This window comes from Candidatus Woesearchaeota archaeon, assembly GCA_021734105.1.
Classification (GTDB): Archaea; Nanobdellota; Nanobdellia; order Woesearchaeales; family SKGA01; genus SKGA01.
Genome location: JAIPJP010000006.1, coordinates 1 through 17720 on the forward strand (window position 1 = coordinate 1; position 17720 = coordinate 17720).

Consider the following 17720-nt stretch of genomic DNA (forward strand, 5'->3'; position numbering starts at 1 on the left):
AAAAAGGCAACAAAAAAAGCTACCACTAAGCCTCGCACTAACAAAAAGACCGCTAAAAAAAAAACAAAGAAAACAGCTAAAAAGAAAACTGTTAAAAGGGCCACTAAAAAATAATTCTTACCAATGACTAAAAATCAATCGGAATTAAATTTAGCTGCAAAAATCACTCATTACAAAACAGCTACAAAGAAAAATAGAAATTGGGCGATTAGTAATTATGCCTTAACACTTGGTTTTCTTACTTCTTTGGCATACAATGTCAACAAAATTGAACAAATACAAGCTAGCGAATTAGAAATAACAACTCAAAATAATAAGATACAATATGAAATAATTAATCGTCAAAGAAAGCTTATTCAAGTAAGTCTTGCAGGCGTCGTGCTTACCACCATTGGAGGAACAAGAAGAGCCATACACGCAGTACATACATATTACTACGTAAAAGATCTAGAAGAGAAAAACTATCTCCATTCTCAAGAATAAATAAATGCGGGTAAATCTTATTAAGTCCAATACCATTTCTTTTTAAATGCAAATACTATAGGCAAAAATCATAACTACGCCAAATAAAAATAATAAACAACAAAGCAAGAACATGAAAACGTTTACAAATGATGAAATTGATGCTTTAGAAGATTTCTTAAGTCAAGAGATTAAAGAACGATCCTACACCTATACGCTTAATAAAAGTTTCATCGATTATAAACACATTATTTTTGATGCAAAAGAATATCTTGCAACAGAATTAACTGAAATAACAGCAAGACATGCGCAAGCAAGAAAAATTTTCTCACGAAAAGAAGCAAAATATCTTCATCCAGATGAGAAACTTGCTGCTGATAATACATTCATTAGTTGGTTTGAGTTAGTTCAAAAAAATGTTTGGCTCTGTTATAGAATACTCGATGAAATCGTCGCTGTTAAGAAAGGTGAAGATAAAAATTACAAAAATAAACCTCTACATATCCTTATTCCAGATAATCGTGTTCGTAACGCTATGCTGCGAAGTATTTTTCAAACCAAACAAATATTTAATGCCTACCATGATAAAAAGATGCAATTAAAAGCAAGTATCGTAAGAAAAACGCAACAATATACTCAAGCTATTGATAATATTATTACTGATGAAGACTTAACTATTGCTCAACGTGAACGAATACATAGTAGACTAAAAATTAGTTTTCCTTTCAACACCATCACTACGCAAGAATTCGATAAATTCAGCCAATACGAAACTGAATATTTGCACACAAAAGCCAATAGTATTTTCGGCAAAGATAATAATCAAAAAAAGTGATCAATTTTTTTCTGTCGTTTTTTTCCTCGTACGTTTCGTTTAGGGGGTTCAACGCGTGCATAACTAAAACCCCAATCTTTCATCATGTCAAAGGCATTACTTGTAATTGCAGGCGAAGCCATAATTCCAGTTACTTTATCTATTCCTTTGTCCAGTTTTACTTTCTCAACATAACGCCGAAGCTGCGTGACTGCTGCAAGTCCTGCAGTATATCTCTTACATTCAACTATCGCAAGTGTGCCGTCGCCTAGATGTCCAAATACATCAATAAATCCATATTTCGTGTGTTCTTCTCGACTAAGTGGCTGAAAATCTGGTCGTACAAGTGTTGGTTGATCACGGATCATATCGCTCATTTCCGCTTCATTGCCTGAAAGGTCTTGTTTTTGTCCATCTTCAAGTCGCTGCGAAAATAAGTCATAAACTTTAGTAATTTCTACATCTATTTCATCTTCCTTGCAACTTGCTCGAAAAAGAATATATTCATGTTCAACCCCATATTCCAAATTAAAACTCACTTGAGCTGGCGGCCGTAGATAATTAATAGGATTACCTCCTTCTGGTTGGTGAATAAGAACGGACCTATCTTGTTTTATCATGATAAGTCTATCACCAAAATCTAAATAGCTTTCAGCTCGGCCACTATACGTGACCCCGCAATGACAAAATAAGCAAATAAATTCTCCTCGAGAAAGGCTTTCATTAACCTGCTCGATAACATCAAGAAGTTCCATACAAAAATATAAAGCAGTACTTAGTTAAAAAGATTCTGTTAATTATTTGAATAAAAAGAGTTTAAACATAAGTATGCAACAAGCTCAAGCTGGCACACCTAAATAAATGTTGTGTTTGTCTCGCACAATTTTTATCTTTGCAGTTCCTTTGTCTTGATATAATCCTCGAACAGTAATAACTCTGTTTGCTGCAACGCAGAGTCGTTCGTTCTTCTCTCGTCCAGGTGCTACTATGCGCATCTTTACCACATCATTTTTGTGCAGTGGTTTGTCTACTGTTTTATCCTCATAAATCTTGAAAGGATTGTAGTCTTTATGTGGTGTGAGAATAAAGTCTTCTGTTTCAAAGGGCGTTAAAAGTTCATGAAATGCTTCAAAACTGACTTCAGATACTGGATTGCGACCTCCTTTATACAAAAGAAATTTTTGAAAGCCAATAGTTGGATAATGACTGTTTATTGTTTTTGCTAAGCTGACAAGTGGCGCAATATCTTTTGTAGGATTATCATTGTGGCCAGGAACAATAAGTGGTGCAAGAAGAACTGCCAGACCAATTCGTTGTGCATAGGCAACCATCTCCAGAACTTTTTGTGTTGGGTACATTCGTCCCGAGAGTGTATTATTCGTTGTTTCATCAAGCGAATTTAAGGAGAGATTAATTCTTGTAAGTCCTGCTTGGTGTAACGTATCGATGAGTTCTGTAGTGAGAAGCGTTCCGTTAGTATTTATGGAAATAACCTCGCAGTTTGGAATGGTAGAAAGTTCTTGTAGCAAGTCTTCTAAGAAAGGATACAACAGGGGTTCGCCATGTGGCCCAATGTTAAATTCTACTGGGTGTGTTTTGTTTTGTGCTAGTTTTGTTGCTTCAGCCACTAAATACTCAGGATCAATAAGAACATCGTGTGTTTTTTTGTTCACACCTTCATCTACGCTACAATAAATACAGTTCAGATTACAACCAGTAAGTGGTTTGAGTTCTAAGACATTCGTATTTCTATCAATAATACCAAATTCACTACTTCCTACAAGAGGTATTTCACTTGCTCCATCAATAAAAATAATTTTTTTTCCATTAAGCAGATGAGTCATATTGCGTAAACCGTTTTCCAAAATTCTGTTGAGTTTATTATCAGCACTTTTTTCGCTGGTGTTTGGAAAGTCAATAGAAGACATATTAATAACAACATTTGAATCAATACTAGTGAATTCTTCAAGCGGTGTAGTAAATCGATAACGTTTACCATACGTGGCATGTATTTGATTGCCATCTACCTGAAAGGAAAAGCGTGAAAATTCAATGAGCGCCATAAGAGGAAGTGAACAGTCTTGCAGTTTTAAAGCTTATGCACAACTGCCTTGTAGAATCAATAAGTTTAGAGCAGGTTACATGTTTTGCAAAATTATCACGATAAACAATATTCACTTGCCAGACAGAGTCGCAAAAAAACCTTCGCAGTTAAAAAAGGAAGATAAAATTACAATCTTGTTGTGACAAAAAACGCGCCAGAAAGTTTATAAAACATTAGACAAGAAATTTCCAGTACAGCAATGAATTTAAAAGAAGCCTTCGAAGTTAAACCAGGAGACAGAGTTATATATAAAAATGGTCCAGTAGGTGAAATACAAGTTGTTCAATCTTCTTGGAATTGGCTCCAAGAAGGAATAGAAATTGTTAGCGGTCTTGAGTATATTGTTTCTTCAGTAAAAGGATTCAGCAAAAGTGGAAAGCAAGTATTGTTTCATTATATCAAAGATAAAGGTTTGTTATTTGCTAATAAAGAAGATCCTTTAGTTAAGATTTATTTTGAATTAGAAATGTTTGATGATACTATTCCCTCAGATTTTTTTGAAAAATTTTCTGAGTATAAAGAAAGAACAAGCGTATACACTTCAGAAGATTTAAGCGATGAAAAAATTCATGAAATTATTCAACCATGGGAAGTCTTTGTTGAACTTGCCGATAAAAAATCTAAATTTAACGCATATAATATCTTAATTAATGATTATGTATGGTATCTTCAAGAAGAAATTAAGCGAACAAAAAATAACGATATGGATTTTTTTGAAGATATTTATGCAATGAGATTAGAGGAATTAGAAAAAAAAGAAGAGATTAATATGAGTGAAGAATACAGCTATTTCAAAAAAAGTTTAGAAATTCAAAAAAATTATTTTGAAGGAACTAAAAAAGTGTGCGAAGTTCTTGCTAGCAAGTACAATATCGATACATATGGCAATATTATTAAACGATTTGCTAATAATGGTGTTACATTAAAAGATATCAAACTTTTTTATGATAAGGGTTGGCTTGGAAAAAAAGAATTTCAACAAGCAATTATATGTTCATACAACCAATTAAAAATAGATCTGTTTGCTAAATACGAATGGTAAAAAAAGATGAAATTTGAAGAAGCATACGCATTGGAACCTGGAGATAAAATTATTTTTGTCCCGCCTCAGCATATTAAATTTGGTATAGGACCTCAAGAATCTTCTTGCCATACACCAACACAAGGAGTTCTATTTGCAGGTGATGAATACATCGTTAGTTTTTTAGCAGGTTACAGCAAAGAAAATAAAATTGTATTTGAGAATACATTCAAAGAAGGCATGGAAATATTTGCACTTGATGTGCACATAGCTTCACTCGGACTATATCTTGAAAACTTTGATGAACCTGTAAATTATAAATTTTTTGAAAAACAAAGACCACTACATCTCGAGTCTTCTATATATGACATGGAAAATTTCATTGACACCATAGAAAATAATTTAATTCCAGGTAACGATTACCTCACAGCAATAATTGATCACGATGCATTAGATAGTTTATATTATCTTAAAATAGACAAATATCTTAATTATCTTGATATAGAAATTAATACAGCAAATAAAGTGGATTTTGATAGTTTTGAGCGAAGTATCACCGCATACAATCAAAAAGAAAATAAACCAAGTAAAGAGTCAGATAATAATGAGCTTTACGGCTTATTTCTTAGAAGACAACAAGAAAAAAAGAATTTTTTCCAAGGAACAAAAAATATTTGCTCCATATTACAAAAAGAACATGATATTAATTATTATGGTGAAATTATTGAGTTGTTTAGAAATAGAAGCGTCTCAATTTCTGAAATTATTAAATTTTATGAAGAAGGTTGGCTTGGAAAAAAAGAATTTCAAATAGCTGTAATGAAAGGGTATAATCAACTATATCCTGTTGCCGCATTCAAAGAGTATAAATGGTAACGTTTCAACAAAAAATTATTCGGCAATAACCTTTTGCACTTTATCTTTTTTCAGAAGTATCGCCGCTATATTTTCAGGAAGAGAAGTAATAGTTCCAGTATTATAAGGTCCGAAAACTTCTTTATCTTTACCCAAAAATTTTGGTACAGGCGTTACAAATTTCACAAGGAGGGTTCCTTGCTTTGTTTGTGTTGTTTTTGTTTTTACAGTTGTTAAGGAGGCTTTCGTTGTTTGTTCATTTGTTTCTTCAGGTACTGTTTCTTCTGATGATATTGGCGCAGTGACACTTTCTTCAAGTTTAGTATCATCAACGTTATTCATAATAGAGGACTCTCCAAATCCACTAGTACCTGCATAAGACTGTGTATCTGTAACCATGTTTGCTGCTAATTCTGCATGTTTTTTTGTTGCCATGATTGGTGCTTCGTGAACAAATACTTGATCTAAAACACCTTCTTTATATTTTTTCAAAATAGCTAATGATTCATCAAATAATAATCGTTCTTCATAAAGCATGTTACGCGTATCTACAAATCCTGAATTATCTGTTCGAATAACATTAAGAGCCAACTGAAGTATTTTTTGCTCGCGCCGCTCATAAATTTCTTTTAATATTCGTTTAATATTGGAGAGTTGAATACGCATTTTCTCCTGTTCAATTGCAGAAGTTTTATCAAAGAACGCCTGTCGTTCTTTAAGATAATCTATTACATAAAGCCAAAATTGTTTATCTAGATCTTGAAGCTCTTCAAGACTACGCTCTTTTCGAAGCAAGTCAAATAGCGTTTCGTACGTAATATGTATATCCATTTCCCCCTAAGCAAAAGAATTAGAACCACGCTATATAAATCTTGCTTCTCATGGTTAAAAACAAGCCAACAAAGATACTAGAAACTATATATTAAGAACTAGAAATCAGTCAATTTCTTCTCAACAATAGTTGTATTTCCCCCAGCACCCGTTTTTTTGGTAACATGAATGAATTTACCTTCTTCAAGTTTGGCTATTTTTCGTTGGAAAGTTTTATAACTTGCTTTTCCACCCATTTTTTCATATTCAGTAAACAAGTCACCAATTTTTTTCCCGCTATGTTCTTTAACAATCTTAAAAATGAATTGTTCATCATCAGTGAGTTGTGTACTATTCTTTATCGTAAAGTCATCCAACTTTTTCATTGCTGTTTGTACATGCTCAGGCAATATTTTCTTTTGTGATTTTTCTTCAGCTAAAAGCGCGCTTTCTTTAAGTAAAAATAATCCACTTCTTATATCTTTAAGTTGGGAAGTTTTTTCTGCAACAAGTGCAAACGCACCATCTTCCCAGACACCCTCATAAAATGCATAATCTATTCTTTCTTTTAAGATGCCTGTTGTTTCTGAACCATTATACGCGCGAAACTCTTGAAGCTCAGGCGTCAATCTACTTCGAATACGCTCATCAAGACTAATAAGCCAAGATTTGTAATTTGTAAGTAAAAATATTGCTTTATGATACACATCCTCAACAAGCGTATAAAGAAAATCAAAGTCTTCGGCTTTATCTATCTCATCAAATACAAGCACCACAGAGTTTTTATTCAAAAGTTGTATTGCAATTTTAAAGAGTTCGGTTGTTTTTTTGTTTTGCGTGAATGCATAACCGAGTTGCTCACAAATTTCTACAACAACTTTATAACTCGTGTTAGATTGCCAACAATTGATATACAAAGGCACTACTTCATCTGTTTCATCTTCAAGTTCTCGAATAACGTGCCGAACAGCGACTGTTTTTCCAACACCAGGCGGTCCAAAAATCAAAAGATTTCTACCTGATCGTTTTGCAAAAAGTGGCTTAATACATGTTGCAAAATATTGTTGTTCTTGCTCTCGATAAGGAATAGTTTTTGGTAAAAATTCATAGTCAAGTGCCGCCTCATTTTTAATGAGTGTTTGGTTTGAAGATAACACATTATCAAAAAGTCCCATGAAAAAACCTAATAATTACCTACTTTTAAAGATAGCGGTTCTAAAACCGAAAATCGTTCAGAAAAACTCCAAAGAAACAATTATTAAACAAACAATCCAAAAACAACCTTATGAAAAAAATAATTCTTCTCGGACTCTTGAGCGTATTAATTATTCTTGCTGGCTGTACAAGCTATTCCTCACAAGATATTCCTCAAATTCCTAGTGAATGCGAGTTAGAAACTGACTTCACAAAAGGCTCGCAGTATCCTCAGCTACTCTTCGGAAAAATGTATACCTGCATTATTGAAGATAGTGGTGTCGTCATCTCACAAATGTTGATTAAGCCACTAAAAAAGAATATTTTTGAAGAAGAATTTGCCAGAAGTGTTATTGCATCTACTGAACCTCAGCAATACGATGAGTTAGAAGGATTTGAATTATTAGAAGATGAAACTATCAGCTGCAAAAACAAAATCTATCGATATAACACTATTAAATCACCCCCTCATGAAGAGCCAGAAATACAACCTGGTTGGACATATGAAGAACCTAAGCAATTAGCGCATGTAGACAAAAAGAGCCTTACCGAACAACTTCCTCTAATGGATAGCTCATTTCAGATAATCGACAATAATTTATTTATCGTTATTCACTCAACATATCCTGCAAACGAGATCATTCCAGAATATGAAGCAATAACTGTTGCTAAAGAAATGGGTTTACTCTGTGAAGAATAAAATCTACCTGAGTAATTAAAAAGAGAAGTAAGAAAAGAAAGAAATCAAACTTAAAGCTCAACAATCACTCGAAATTTAGCAGTTTTTGCTTCTTCATTTTTCAGGTTTTCAACAGTAAATTCTTTGTAGCCTTGCGCTTTTGCCCAGGATTCTGCTGATTCCTTAGTTTTGAAAGTTTTTGGTCGAGGAGCTCGATTTCGTCCACGAAGCCGTGAAAACCGTCGTGTTACTCGTAATGCATCTTTTACCATGATAGAAAGAAGGACTATCTTACCATTTATAAAGGTTATTATAGGATGAGGTGCTCTTATCAACACAGCTGCCTTGCAGAAGACCTAAACACGAACAATTTGCTATAAGCAAAATCGTCATGAGTGTAGAGATAACTTTGCTATGAAAACAGTAAGAAACAATTTACTTATCTTGATGCGCTAAAAATCTTTGATTTTTTAGCAGCTCACAAGAGTAGTATACATAAAAAAAGTAACTCAGTCTTAGTAACTCAAGTCTTAAAATGGTCGTAACAACCGTCCATCAACTTTGAAAAGCGGCTCTTTAAAGACTTGATCCAAATGAATAGGTGCACGCACATCTCCACCAAACCAAGCATTACTTCCTATTGCTAAGTGTGCTGTTCCCGCTGCTTTTTCATCGACAATTGTTGAGCCAATAATAGATGCTTCTGGATTAAGACCAATGCCTAATTCCCCTATTTTGCGAATACCCATTGTACTTTTTGCCATACGATGGGCTTGGGCTAAACTTTCTTGCAAGAGCCTACTTTCAGTTGTCGCATTCCAAGAAACAATCTCGCCTTTATGTATCTTGCAAATAACTGGTCGTTGTACAAGATGCGTTCTTTTTGTTGTGCGCATACTACCATCAATAACAAATGTGCCCGTGACTGATTTTGTATCTGGCGCAATATATGTTTCAGCAGGTATAGCATTTCCTCCTGTTCCTGGTTGGGTATAACGTCCCGAAGCAACAATTGCTTTATGATCTGCAATACCTAAAACAATATCAGTTCCTGCCGGAGTGAATACCTGTAGTTCACTTCCATTATCAAGTGTTTTTTTGACTTTCTCAGCTTTTCGTTCAAGTAGCCTTGTATCTGCTTGGAGTGGTCGAAGAATTCCTTGAAGTTTACTATTATCAACCATGCCCAGACTTGCTGTTGAAATAAAGCGATGACCTTTTTCTTTGCAATAGTTTCGAAAAGAACTTCCTAAAAAGGCCATTTGACCCATTCTATTAGAAACGTTTATGACAATGGCGCTTTGGGAAGGTAGTTTTTTGAGTTGTTTAAGCATGATTAAATCTGCTGGTTCTCCTCGAGATTTTGTTGTTTGATACACCGTGCTATGAGTAATTCCTAAATTATTTGCAGCAACACTATAGGCATGGGTAAGTGCTGGTGCAAGCATGTTTTGTGGACTAACGCCTTTATCACCAATAATAAGCAGTTCTTCATTAGTAACCCCCAGATTATTCGTTATAACATGTTCAAATAAAGATATGGGCATTTTTGATTGAAATTTTGCCAGATTAATGGAGAACATACATATATTTTTTATAATAACTCTTTTTAAACATTAGGATTAAACTAGACTAAAATAGAATTATAGCCCGAAGTCAAGGATACGTTTACCATTAAAACAGCGTCGTAATTTGCTTCCTGTCTACTACTTTCCATCTACTACTTCAGGTCTACGTCCTGTCCGCTAGTTCCTAATTAATTATTCGCTGATTTGCTGATTCTTAGTTGCTGTTTAGGGAACCAGAGCAAAAAAACCTTTGCAGTAGATAAAAACACTTCCTTTGGAAGCATCAGCTATACCCAGAAACATTTATAAAGAAGAACGCGTAAAAAGAAAGTATGAAAAGCAAGTTATTGCTAATAACAATGTGCATTATACTTTTTAGTGCAAGTTCTGCTCTCGCGCTTGTGGGCTCTTGTAACAATCAAAATAACTTTGAGACGCTCGTTTGCGGCGGAACTCCTAATAGCGTGAGTGGTTTTGGCGCAGTAGAAATCTGCGGCAATTGTTATCCTTGTGGGCAGGCCGACGGCATATGCCCTGAAGACTTCTATTCTACAGTTACACAAATGCAAGGTAATTGCAGACTTTGCCCCGATCCTGATTGTCCAGCGACAATTAAAGGATATGTGTTTGAAAAAGGCATAGAAGTGCCAAATGCAGAAATTATTACTACATACAACGGCCAAGGAGCAATTGAAGAAGTAGATAAAATTAATAAGACGAATACAAGCGGACAGTACACAGGCAGCATTCCGGCTGGCAAGCATAAGATGTTCATCCAATTTGGTTCATTTAAAAGTCCCACACAAATTGTGGAAATTAATCGCGGGGAAAATAAAGAAATAAATTTCACCATTAATAGAGGTTCTTGTAACGCTGATTGTACCATTGGAAGCACAGGCCTTTGTAGTGCTAATTGCAATAATCAAGAAGGATGTGTATTTCCCGAAAATACAACCATTGATAGTTCATTAACATCTGAATTCATTGCAAGCAAATGCGATAGTTTAGAAGGTGGAACAAGTATTCTTAATCTAGGTGAGTTTAATAATGAAGTTCACCGAATAACTTGTTGCACAGGACCATATCAAAAAACAACAGTAATTAAAGCACAAGTCGGCGCATCAATTAAATCAAAAATAAAAAGTTCTTCTGGCTGGAATACACCTGTTATCCTTTCTGATGAACCACTCATTCTAAAAGTTTTATTTGGAAAATAAAGTACATATACATTTCTCTAGGCTACAAAGCAGTATCCTCTTGCTAAGAATTACAAAGTAATTTTTTAGGACCATATAAAGAGTTTTGCTCGAAAAAATAATTGTTCATCCTGAAGAGTTTAGCTATCTAAGGAACAGATAAAATACAATAAATAATGCTTTCTACAATAAAATACCGCAGCATTTTTTAAATAACTATAAAAATAATCACTCTTTTCTAGAAGCATGAACAAAAAAATTCCTATAAAGAAAATTATTGCAGAAAAGAATCCTACTGAATGGATTATGGATAAAAAAGGCTATTTTCTTATCGATCCACGACCAAAAGAAGGTATTATTTATGCTCACCATTATACTAAAGAAAAAAAATATGATATTTCCATTGAAGGTAAAGACGCTGAAAGCATATATTATACTATTCTTCGAGAAGCATTAGTAAGTACACTCATGCATGCAGCTTATTTAGGCAGTGAACTCCAAAAAGCTGAACAATTTATTCTGAGCAATCAAGGAACCTACGTGCAAGATAAGCCCATTCAATTTCCCGATAACAATGAAAAGTAAACAGACGCCTGAACTGCTCATGCCAGCGGGCGATTTAGAAAAGGCAAAGTTTGCATTTGCTTTTGGTGCAGATGCCGTTTATGCAGGCGTACCACTCTTCTCGCTACGTACTAAAGAAAATAAGTTCAATATTGATGAAATCAAAGAAATTATTGACTATGCTCACAATCTGAACAAAAAAGTATATGTGACAACTAATATTTATCCTCATAACGAAAAATTAGAACCGTTTTTTGCAGCAATTAAAGAATTAGTAAAACTTGGTCCTGACGCATTCATTGTAAGTGACCCTGGAGTTATCCATCACTTTAGAACAACGTATCCACAGGTCTATTTACATCTCTCAGTCCAACAAAATAATGTGAATTGGGCAAGTGCGCAGTTTTGGGGCAGTCAAGGCATCAAAAGAATAATCCTAGCAAGAGAACTAACGCTTGATGAAATAAAAACTATTGTAGAGAAAAATCCTGACATGGAATTTGAAGCGTTTGTGCATGGCGAGATGTGTATTGCATATAGCGGAAGATGTCTGCTTTCTAATTACTTAACAGGTCGTGATGCTAATCAAGGTGCGTGCGCGCAGTCTTGTCGTTGGCAATATAAAGTGCTTGAAGAAAATCTTCGTCCAGGCGAATATCATGACGCGTATGAGGATGAGAACGGCACATACATCATGAATTCTAAAGATTTGTGCGCAATAGAATATCTTAAGGAATTAGCTGATATCGACATATGTTCCTTTAAAGTTGCTGGGAGAAATAAAGGAGTTAATTATGTGGCAATTGTTGCAAAAACCTATCGCCAAGCAATTGACAAGCTTGCTAAAGAAGAAACACCAGACTATGAATCACTCATCAAAGAGCTTGAGTCAGTGGGCAATCGTGGTTTTATTCCTGGTTTTCTAAAAGGTAGGCCAGAAGAACAAGGACAGCGATACGACAAGAACACCATGCTCCAAACCCATGTCTTTACCGGCATTCTTACAAACTATAACAAAGAAACAAAAGAAGCAACCTTTCTTGCCAAAAACAAAACTGATGTTGGCGACACTATCCAAATCATAACACCCACGCAAACAATCACGCACACCATTACTGAGATGAAAAACAGCGAAGAACAACCAATAACATCCATCGCTCCTGGTGCAGGAAAGTTCACCATCACATTACAAGAAGACCAAAACATAGATAGCGATTTCTGCATCGCAAGAAGAGCAGGCAAGCAAAAAAGAAAAGAGTGAGTAAGCGATACAAACATAGAAAAAAGTGCTGCCTTGCAGAAGAATTTAATTCAGCGCATGTTATGTTTTGTTAAAAACATAACATCTCAGTGATGAATGATAAGACGTTCGATGCCGCGCATCGGACAGCACTGCGCAGCACGACAAAAAAGAAAAAATGAAATCTCCAACACCTGCTCAAATCAAATCCTTTCAAAAAAAAATTCTCATATTCTACAAAGAAGAAGGTCGTCATGATTTGCCGTGGCGCCATACTACTGACCGCTACAAAATAATGGTTTCAGAAATAATGCTCCAGCAAACACAAGTCTCCCGCGTCATCGAGAAATATAATAATTGGATAGAAGAATTTCCCACCCCCCAATCTTTAGCAAAGGCAACGCTCGCACAAGTTCTAAAGGCGTGGTCTGGTCTTGGCTATAATGCTCGAGGAAAGCGATTATGGGATGCTGCAAAAATCATTGTAGACCGACACAAAGGAACGGTCCCAAAGAACTCAGAAACGCTGTTGAGCTTGCCCGGAATTGGCCCTTACACTGCTCGCTCCATTCTTATCTTCGCGGATAACGCGCCACTTGCAACTGTTGACACCAATATTAGACGTATTCTTATTCATGAATTTAATCTGCCAGAAACAACCAGTAACAAAGACTTATTCGAATTAGCCGAGCAACTCCTTCCAGAAGGAAAATCTCGTGATTATCACAACGCCCTCATGGATTATGGCTCAATAAAATTGACAAGCAAAAAAAGCGGTATCAAACCTAAAACAACACAAAGTAAATTTGCTGGTTCAAGAAGATTTTATCGAGGACAAATTATCAAATATCTCACAACAAACAAAACTATAACGCTTAAGCAAGCAAAAAAATTGTTCCCTAATTGCAAACATGACTTACAAAGCATTTTCGATGAGCTTATTGCTGAAAAAATATTAGAAGTTAATACGCGCTCTTTTTTTATAAAGAACTAAAACATTTATATGTTATTTCATCATCACAATAAATTATGAAACTAGGAAAGAAAGGCGAACCTGAAAAAAGCATCCTTTTTAGCAGACCAGTTCCTAAGAAAGCATTCTCTGGAAAAACACCAAACATCCTCATTGGTAGTTATGGTTATCCTGAAGTGAATGTTGGCGCGCTTGTTGATGAAGAAAACAATACGACCATTGATAATCCTAAATTTCTTGCTAAAACCAACCGCGATATTAATAATATTCTTACGCAACGTCAATCTCTTATTAATTCTCAGCTCAAAGTTCGCGTTAAAGATATCAAACACAAGTTTGCACAAACTTCGCAAGATATTGCAAAAAGCGCGCTTCCTGTTGACTCTGAAGTACAACTAGAAAAACCATTATCATTAAACGCATCATTTTATGATCAAGCGATGCCTCATGGTCCTAGTGCTCTTCTAAAAAAAATGGATCTCACGAGTAATCCTAAAATTCCTAAGCATATTGAAAGCGCAACGAGTGATAGTGATGTGAAAGCGCAAACAGTAATGGATGAGTTAGGTAAGAAAGGTTTTGATGAATATTATCTTACTCGTCTTCTGAGTACTGGAACCCTTGGGATCGATAGAAAAATTGTGCCGACCAAATGGGCTATTACTGCTGTTGATGATAATCTTGCAAAGGAACTACATAAACAAATTCTTGATTTTCCTGATGCAAATTATGCGCTCCATACAGGTAATTATCTTGGTAATTATTATATTATCCTCATTATACCTGGAGATTGGAGTTTTGAACTTATTGAATACGTACATAAAGGAACTATTTACAATCAAGGTAACGACATTATTGTTGGACAAGACCATGAGTTTGCGCAAGGAAGAAAAAAATATGCAGAGAATACGACGGGAGGGTATTATGCAGCGCGTCTCCCCATTCTACAATTTCTAAAAAAGCATCGTAAACAAGGACGAGTCATTATATTTCGCACTATTACTGAAGAATACACGGTGCCACTTGGCGTGTGGGTAGTTCGTGAAGGGGTACGAAATAGCCTTAACAAACCAGTCAATTCTGATGAGATAAGTGATAGCGAGTCACTTCTTCGCGCAGCAAAAAAAGAAGCAAAAAAACTTAATATCGCAGACCCCGACAAATTTATTAATCTTAGCATTGTCTTAAAAGAAGAACAAAAAAGTTTGAAGCGTTGGTTTTAGTAGTTAGGATAAGAGTTCAATAAAATAATTTTTATCTTAAATTCAAATCAAAGAATAATGCCAGAAAAAGATAGAAGACATCAAACTTTTTAATGCAAAAAATAGTTTTCTTACACTAAAAAAATCTTCCATGCCTCAAAAAAATGAGGGTGAACAATCTCGCGCTAGAATTAACATACAAAACAAATTCCCAATAGCATAAAAAATTTTATTCAAACAAAGAATTAAGGAGGAAACACTTTAAAAAAAATTAAAACGCATCATCAAGTACTGGTGTTTGAAAAAGATTTACCAAATTATCGCCGTCTCCATTTGAATCAGGAATTATTGACTCTACAAGCAATAAGGGTTTTTTAGTTACAAGTTCTCCTTTATGAGTATAATAATCTTGAGGAAGCGCATAACCTTGAATAGCAACATTTTTTGTTGGAAAACCATAACTAACCGCTTCTTCATACTCTTTACGATGAGAATCTAAATACAATGAATAAGAAAATAATCCTTGAATAGACTGGCCCAACATATCTACAATCTCAAATTGCCTATGCGAATGTTTATATAAATTAACCACAACAGGTTGCGAAGGAATTTCTCGAAGAAATACATCATTAAGAAAAATGTATCGGGGATTAGTTACTTTTTCTAAATGAGCATATTTAAAACGAAAAACATCCGTAAGGGTTGCAATACAATGACTCAATGGTTGCGCTGAAAAATCTTGAGGTGTAAAACGACTATATTGAATAGCTAATAAATTAATATGATAAGGATTAGGTTCTGAAAGAAATGCATAGTTTGCTAAAATATCAGAAACATTATCAAGTAAAAAAGATTGCAACCTATGTGTTTTAAAAAGATGTGCTAGTTCAAACTCATTATCGTTAATAAGTGCAGCGAGTTGTTGCTGTGTAAATTCTTCCATTAAAAACTTGACTCTTAACGCATTTAAAAAAATTTCTATTAAAAAAGTTTAATTATACTTAAAAACAACATAAAAAATTATTTCCAAAAGAAATCCTGGTAAAAAAACGTGTTCCAAAAGAAATAAAAAATAGTTACGCCTATAACACTTGTCAATTGTTTAATCTCGCCAAGTTACATCAACATCATCTGTTCTTAAATAAGGATCGATTTTAGAATTTTCAACCTCTGTACACTGACCATTACCACCGACCCCCGAACGCAGTCCATCCGCACCACTCCCCGAACCCTGACCCTCATCACCAACCACTGAACCCTGACCCCTTGTATGCTGCAATATCCCTTGCCAGGCTATCATTGCTGCATTATCCACATTAAATTCATTGGGCAAAACAAAGCATGTTGCTCCTCGCTCCGCACACATCAGGTGCGCCATTTCTTGGAGTCGAGTATTGCACGCAACACCGCCGCCTAAGAGCAATTCTTTTTTCTCTGTGTGCGCTAGTGCTCGTTCAGAAACTTCAAGAAGCATTGCAAACACAGTTTCTTGAATACTATAACATAAATCTTCAATACGATGGTTTCCATCTTTAATAAGTTGCTTCAATTTTGTTTGAAGTCCTGCAAAATTTACATCCATGCCTTTCACTCCATAAGGAAGCGAAATAAAATTTTCTCCTTCGCTAGCTAACTTTTGAATTTTTGGTCCGCCAGGAAAACCTAAACCAAGTTCTCTTGCAATGGTATCTAAAAAGTTTCCAACACCAATATCTAATGTTTCACCAAACACGCGATACTTCTTGCCCTCATATGCAATGACTTGTGTATTTGCCCCACTTGCATATAACAATACAGGGTCATCGCATCGTTGCTCAGAATCACTCTCGCCGTAAGGTTTTCCTTTCAGTCTACCAATTTCTAAGTGCGCAATGCAATGATTCACACCAATAAGTGGAATATGCAATTGCAATGCTAAGCTTCGGGCTACCGCCGCGCCAATACGAAGCGCGTGTCCGATGCCTGGACTTTGTGAAAATGAAATAAGACTCAGCTCAGAAAACGTAACGCCAGCCTTCTCAACTGCTTGTTTAATGATTTCATCGCAAATATCTGTATGATGGTCAGAAAGTTCAGCGGGAATGAGCCCGCCTTGTTCTGTAGTAAAGAGTTTTCGCTCATTAGAAAGCACTTCGCCATCAAACGTCACAACGCTCACACCGAACGTGTGAGCAGTACTTTCTATTCCTAAGCATAATTGTTTGTCAGGCATAAAAAAAAGAGAAGAAAAGATTATTATAAATCTATTGAAATAAAAAAGTTGTTGAAATTATTATTGAAAAGTGTAATTAGGAACTTTCTTCACGATTTCTTTATCAACGCTTTGCATGAATCGATACACGCTTGCTTTGAGTTCTTCGAGTTGATCAGATAACGCCATAAAAAGAGTTTTGTCGATATATTGCAAGTCATAGGCCAACATAAGAAGCACTTCAACTTCTCGACAGCTTCCATAACTATATTGCAAGTGATTAAAAAATACCTTATTTGACACGTTACTTGCTCCTTCAACAATATTTAAAACGATGCTTGTCCCTGCACGTTGGAGTTGAGAAAACATGTTGCGCTGTTCGGTGTCAGGTAGCAAGGACAAGACATCATAAATCTCCAAGAGAAACGAATAAGATAAATGAAAAATTTTTAATTTCTTAAAATTTCTTCCCATACTCTATTCTTGAGCTAGGTGGTTAAAAGGTACTTCTATTGATTTTCCGAAAAGTTTTCGAGTTTCGAAAAAAAAAGTTCTCTTTGAGGCAAGCTAAAGCAAGCTCCAAAACTTCTCAGAGGTTTTTCGCTGTGAGGCAGTTTGTTTGTGTAATAAAAAAAGATGAAGGAATTGTTTAGTGTAAAAAAAGAAAAGAAGGGGAAAGAAGAAAACGAACAGGACTAGAACACGTAAAAAGAAGAATAAGACGCGAGGAAGAAAATCAAAGGAAGAAGACAATAATGCTGTCGCTAATCTTATAACGGTATCAATTAATCATTTTTTTAGAAAAAGAAAAAAATGAAGAAGAGACCCGTGCAAAAGAAATTAGACA

19 protein-coding genes are annotated in these 17720 nt (G+C 35.1%); 10 read left to right on the top strand and 9 right to left on the bottom strand.

What is annotated here, in order from left to right; translation table 11 throughout:
- The first annotated feature begins 123 nt into the window (after window positions 1-123).
- Window positions 124-483: a hypothetical protein gene (locus K9M74_01645; protein MCF7798585.1), complete on the top strand. Its 360-nt coding sequence runs from the start codon at window positions 124-126 to the stop codon at window positions 481-483.
- A 112-nt stretch (window positions 484-595) separates the two neighbouring features.
- Window positions 596-1297 (top strand): hypothetical protein, encoded by a 702-nt coding sequence (locus K9M74_01650; GenBank protein ID MCF7798586.1) that lies wholly within the window; start codon window positions 596-598, stop codon window positions 1295-1297.
- Here the strand turns inward: K9M74_01650 and K9M74_01655 are convergent.
- Window positions 1285-2031: an endonuclease NucS gene (locus tag K9M74_01655; protein ID MCF7798587.1), complete on the bottom strand. Its 747-nt coding sequence runs from the start codon at window positions 2029-2031 to the stop codon at window positions 1285-1287. The genes K9M74_01650 and K9M74_01655 overlap by 13 nt on opposite strands.
- Window positions 2032-2115: 84 nt before the next feature.
- Window positions 2116-3339, bottom strand: coding sequence for a radical SAM protein (locus tag K9M74_01660; protein MCF7798588.1), 1224 nt, complete (start codon window positions 3337-3339; stop codon window positions 2116-2118).
- Window positions 3340-3579: 240 nt separating this feature from the next.
- Here K9M74_01660 and K9M74_01665 point away from each other — a divergent pair, with 240 nt between their 5' ends.
- Together K9M74_01665 and K9M74_01670 are read left to right on the top strand one after the other, a co-directional pair.
- Window positions 3580-4422: a hypothetical protein gene (locus K9M74_01665; GenBank protein ID MCF7798589.1), complete on the top strand. Its 843-nt coding sequence runs from the start codon at window positions 3580-3582 to the stop codon at window positions 4420-4422.
- A gap of 6 nt (window positions 4423-4428) precedes the next feature.
- Window positions 4429-5277 (top strand): hypothetical protein, encoded by an 849-nt coding sequence (locus tag K9M74_01670; protein MCF7798590.1) that lies wholly within the window; start codon window positions 4429-4431, stop codon window positions 5275-5277.
- Between the two features lie 15 nt (window positions 5278-5292).
- Here the strand turns inward: K9M74_01670 and K9M74_01675 are convergent, their stop codons facing one another.
- Both K9M74_01675 and K9M74_01680 read right to left on the bottom strand, forming a co-directional pair.
- Window positions 5293-6087 (bottom strand): hypothetical protein, encoded by a 795-nt coding sequence (locus K9M74_01675; protein MCF7798591.1) that lies wholly within the window; start codon window positions 6085-6087, stop codon window positions 5293-5295.
- A gap of 98 nt (window positions 6088-6185) precedes the next feature.
- Window positions 6186-7241: an AAA family ATPase gene (locus tag K9M74_01680; protein MCF7798592.1), complete on the bottom strand. Its 1056-nt coding sequence runs from the start codon at window positions 7239-7241 to the stop codon at window positions 6186-6188.
- 110 nt (window positions 7242-7351) lie between these two features.
- Here K9M74_01680 and K9M74_01685 point away from each other — a divergent pair, with 110 nt between their 5' ends.
- A complete protein-coding gene (locus K9M74_01685) occupies window positions 7352-7960 on the top strand; it encodes a hypothetical protein (protein ID MCF7798593.1) in 609 nt (202 codons plus the stop codon).
- 50 nt (window positions 7961-8010) lie between these two features.
- Here K9M74_01685 and K9M74_01690 read toward each other — a convergent pair whose 3' ends face one another.
- Both K9M74_01690 and K9M74_01695 read right to left on the bottom strand, forming a co-directional pair.
- Window positions 8011-8211 carry a hypothetical protein gene (locus K9M74_01690; protein MCF7798594.1) on the bottom strand — a complete coding sequence of 67 codons (201 nt, stop codon included), beginning with the start codon at window positions 8209-8211 and terminating at the stop codon, window positions 8011-8013.
- A gap of 258 nt (window positions 8212-8469) precedes the next feature.
- On the bottom strand, window positions 8470-9522 hold the full coding sequence (locus K9M74_01695) for an aminopeptidase (GenBank protein ID MCF7798595.1): 1053 nt from the start codon (window positions 9520-9522) through the stop codon (window positions 8470-8472).
- Window positions 9523-9839: 317 nt separating this feature from the next.
- Here K9M74_01695 and K9M74_01700 point away from each other — a divergent pair, with 317 nt between their 5' ends.
- From K9M74_01700 to K9M74_01720, 5 genes are all read left to right on the top strand, one after another.
- On the top strand, window positions 9840-10724 hold the full coding sequence (locus K9M74_01700; protein ID MCF7798596.1) for a hypothetical protein: 885 nt from the start codon (window positions 9840-9842) through the stop codon (window positions 10722-10724).
- 225 nt (window positions 10725-10949) lie between these two features.
- Complete coding sequence (locus tag K9M74_01705; GenBank protein ID MCF7798597.1) at window positions 10950-11288, top strand: DUF4346 domain-containing protein; 339 nt, start codon at window positions 10950-10952, stop codon at window positions 11286-11288.
- Complete coding sequence (locus tag K9M74_01710) at window positions 11278-12528, top strand: U32 family peptidase C-terminal domain-containing protein (protein MCF7798598.1); 1251 nt, start codon at window positions 11278-11280, stop codon at window positions 12526-12528. The genes K9M74_01705 and K9M74_01710 overlap by 11 nt, the downstream gene beginning before the upstream one ends.
- Before the next feature lie 157 nt (window positions 12529-12685).
- Entirely contained in the window at window positions 12686-13501 is an 816-nt protein-coding gene (locus K9M74_01715) for a Fe-S cluster assembly protein HesB (GenBank protein ID MCF7798599.1), read from the top strand.
- A 35-nt stretch (window positions 13502-13536) separates the two neighbouring features.
- On the top strand, window positions 13537-14703 hold the full coding sequence (locus tag K9M74_01720) for a hypothetical protein (protein ID MCF7798600.1): 1167 nt from the start codon (window positions 13537-13539) through the stop codon (window positions 14701-14703).
- A gap of 250 nt (window positions 14704-14953) precedes the next feature.
- Here the strand turns inward: K9M74_01720 and K9M74_01725 are convergent, their stop codons facing one another.
- From K9M74_01725 to K9M74_01735, 3 genes are all read right to left on the bottom strand, one after another.
- The gene (locus tag K9M74_01725; protein ID MCF7798601.1) at window positions 14954-15625 is read right to left on the bottom strand and encodes a hypothetical protein; all 672 of its coding nucleotides are present in this window, start codon (window positions 15623-15625) and stop codon (window positions 14954-14956) included.
- 159 nt (window positions 15626-15784) lie between these two features.
- On the bottom strand, window positions 15785-16894 hold the full coding sequence (gene tsaD, locus K9M74_01730; protein MCF7798602.1) for a tRNA (adenosine(37)-N6)-threonylcarbamoyltransferase complex transferase subunit TsaD: 1110 nt from the start codon (window positions 16892-16894) through the stop codon (window positions 15785-15787).
- A 60-nt stretch (window positions 16895-16954) separates the two neighbouring features.
- The gene (locus tag K9M74_01735) at window positions 16955-17347 is read right to left on the bottom strand and encodes a four helix bundle protein (protein ID MCF7798603.1); all 393 of its coding nucleotides are present in this window, start codon (window positions 17345-17347) and stop codon (window positions 16955-16957) included.
- Between the last annotated feature and the right edge of the window lie 373 nt (window positions 17348-17720).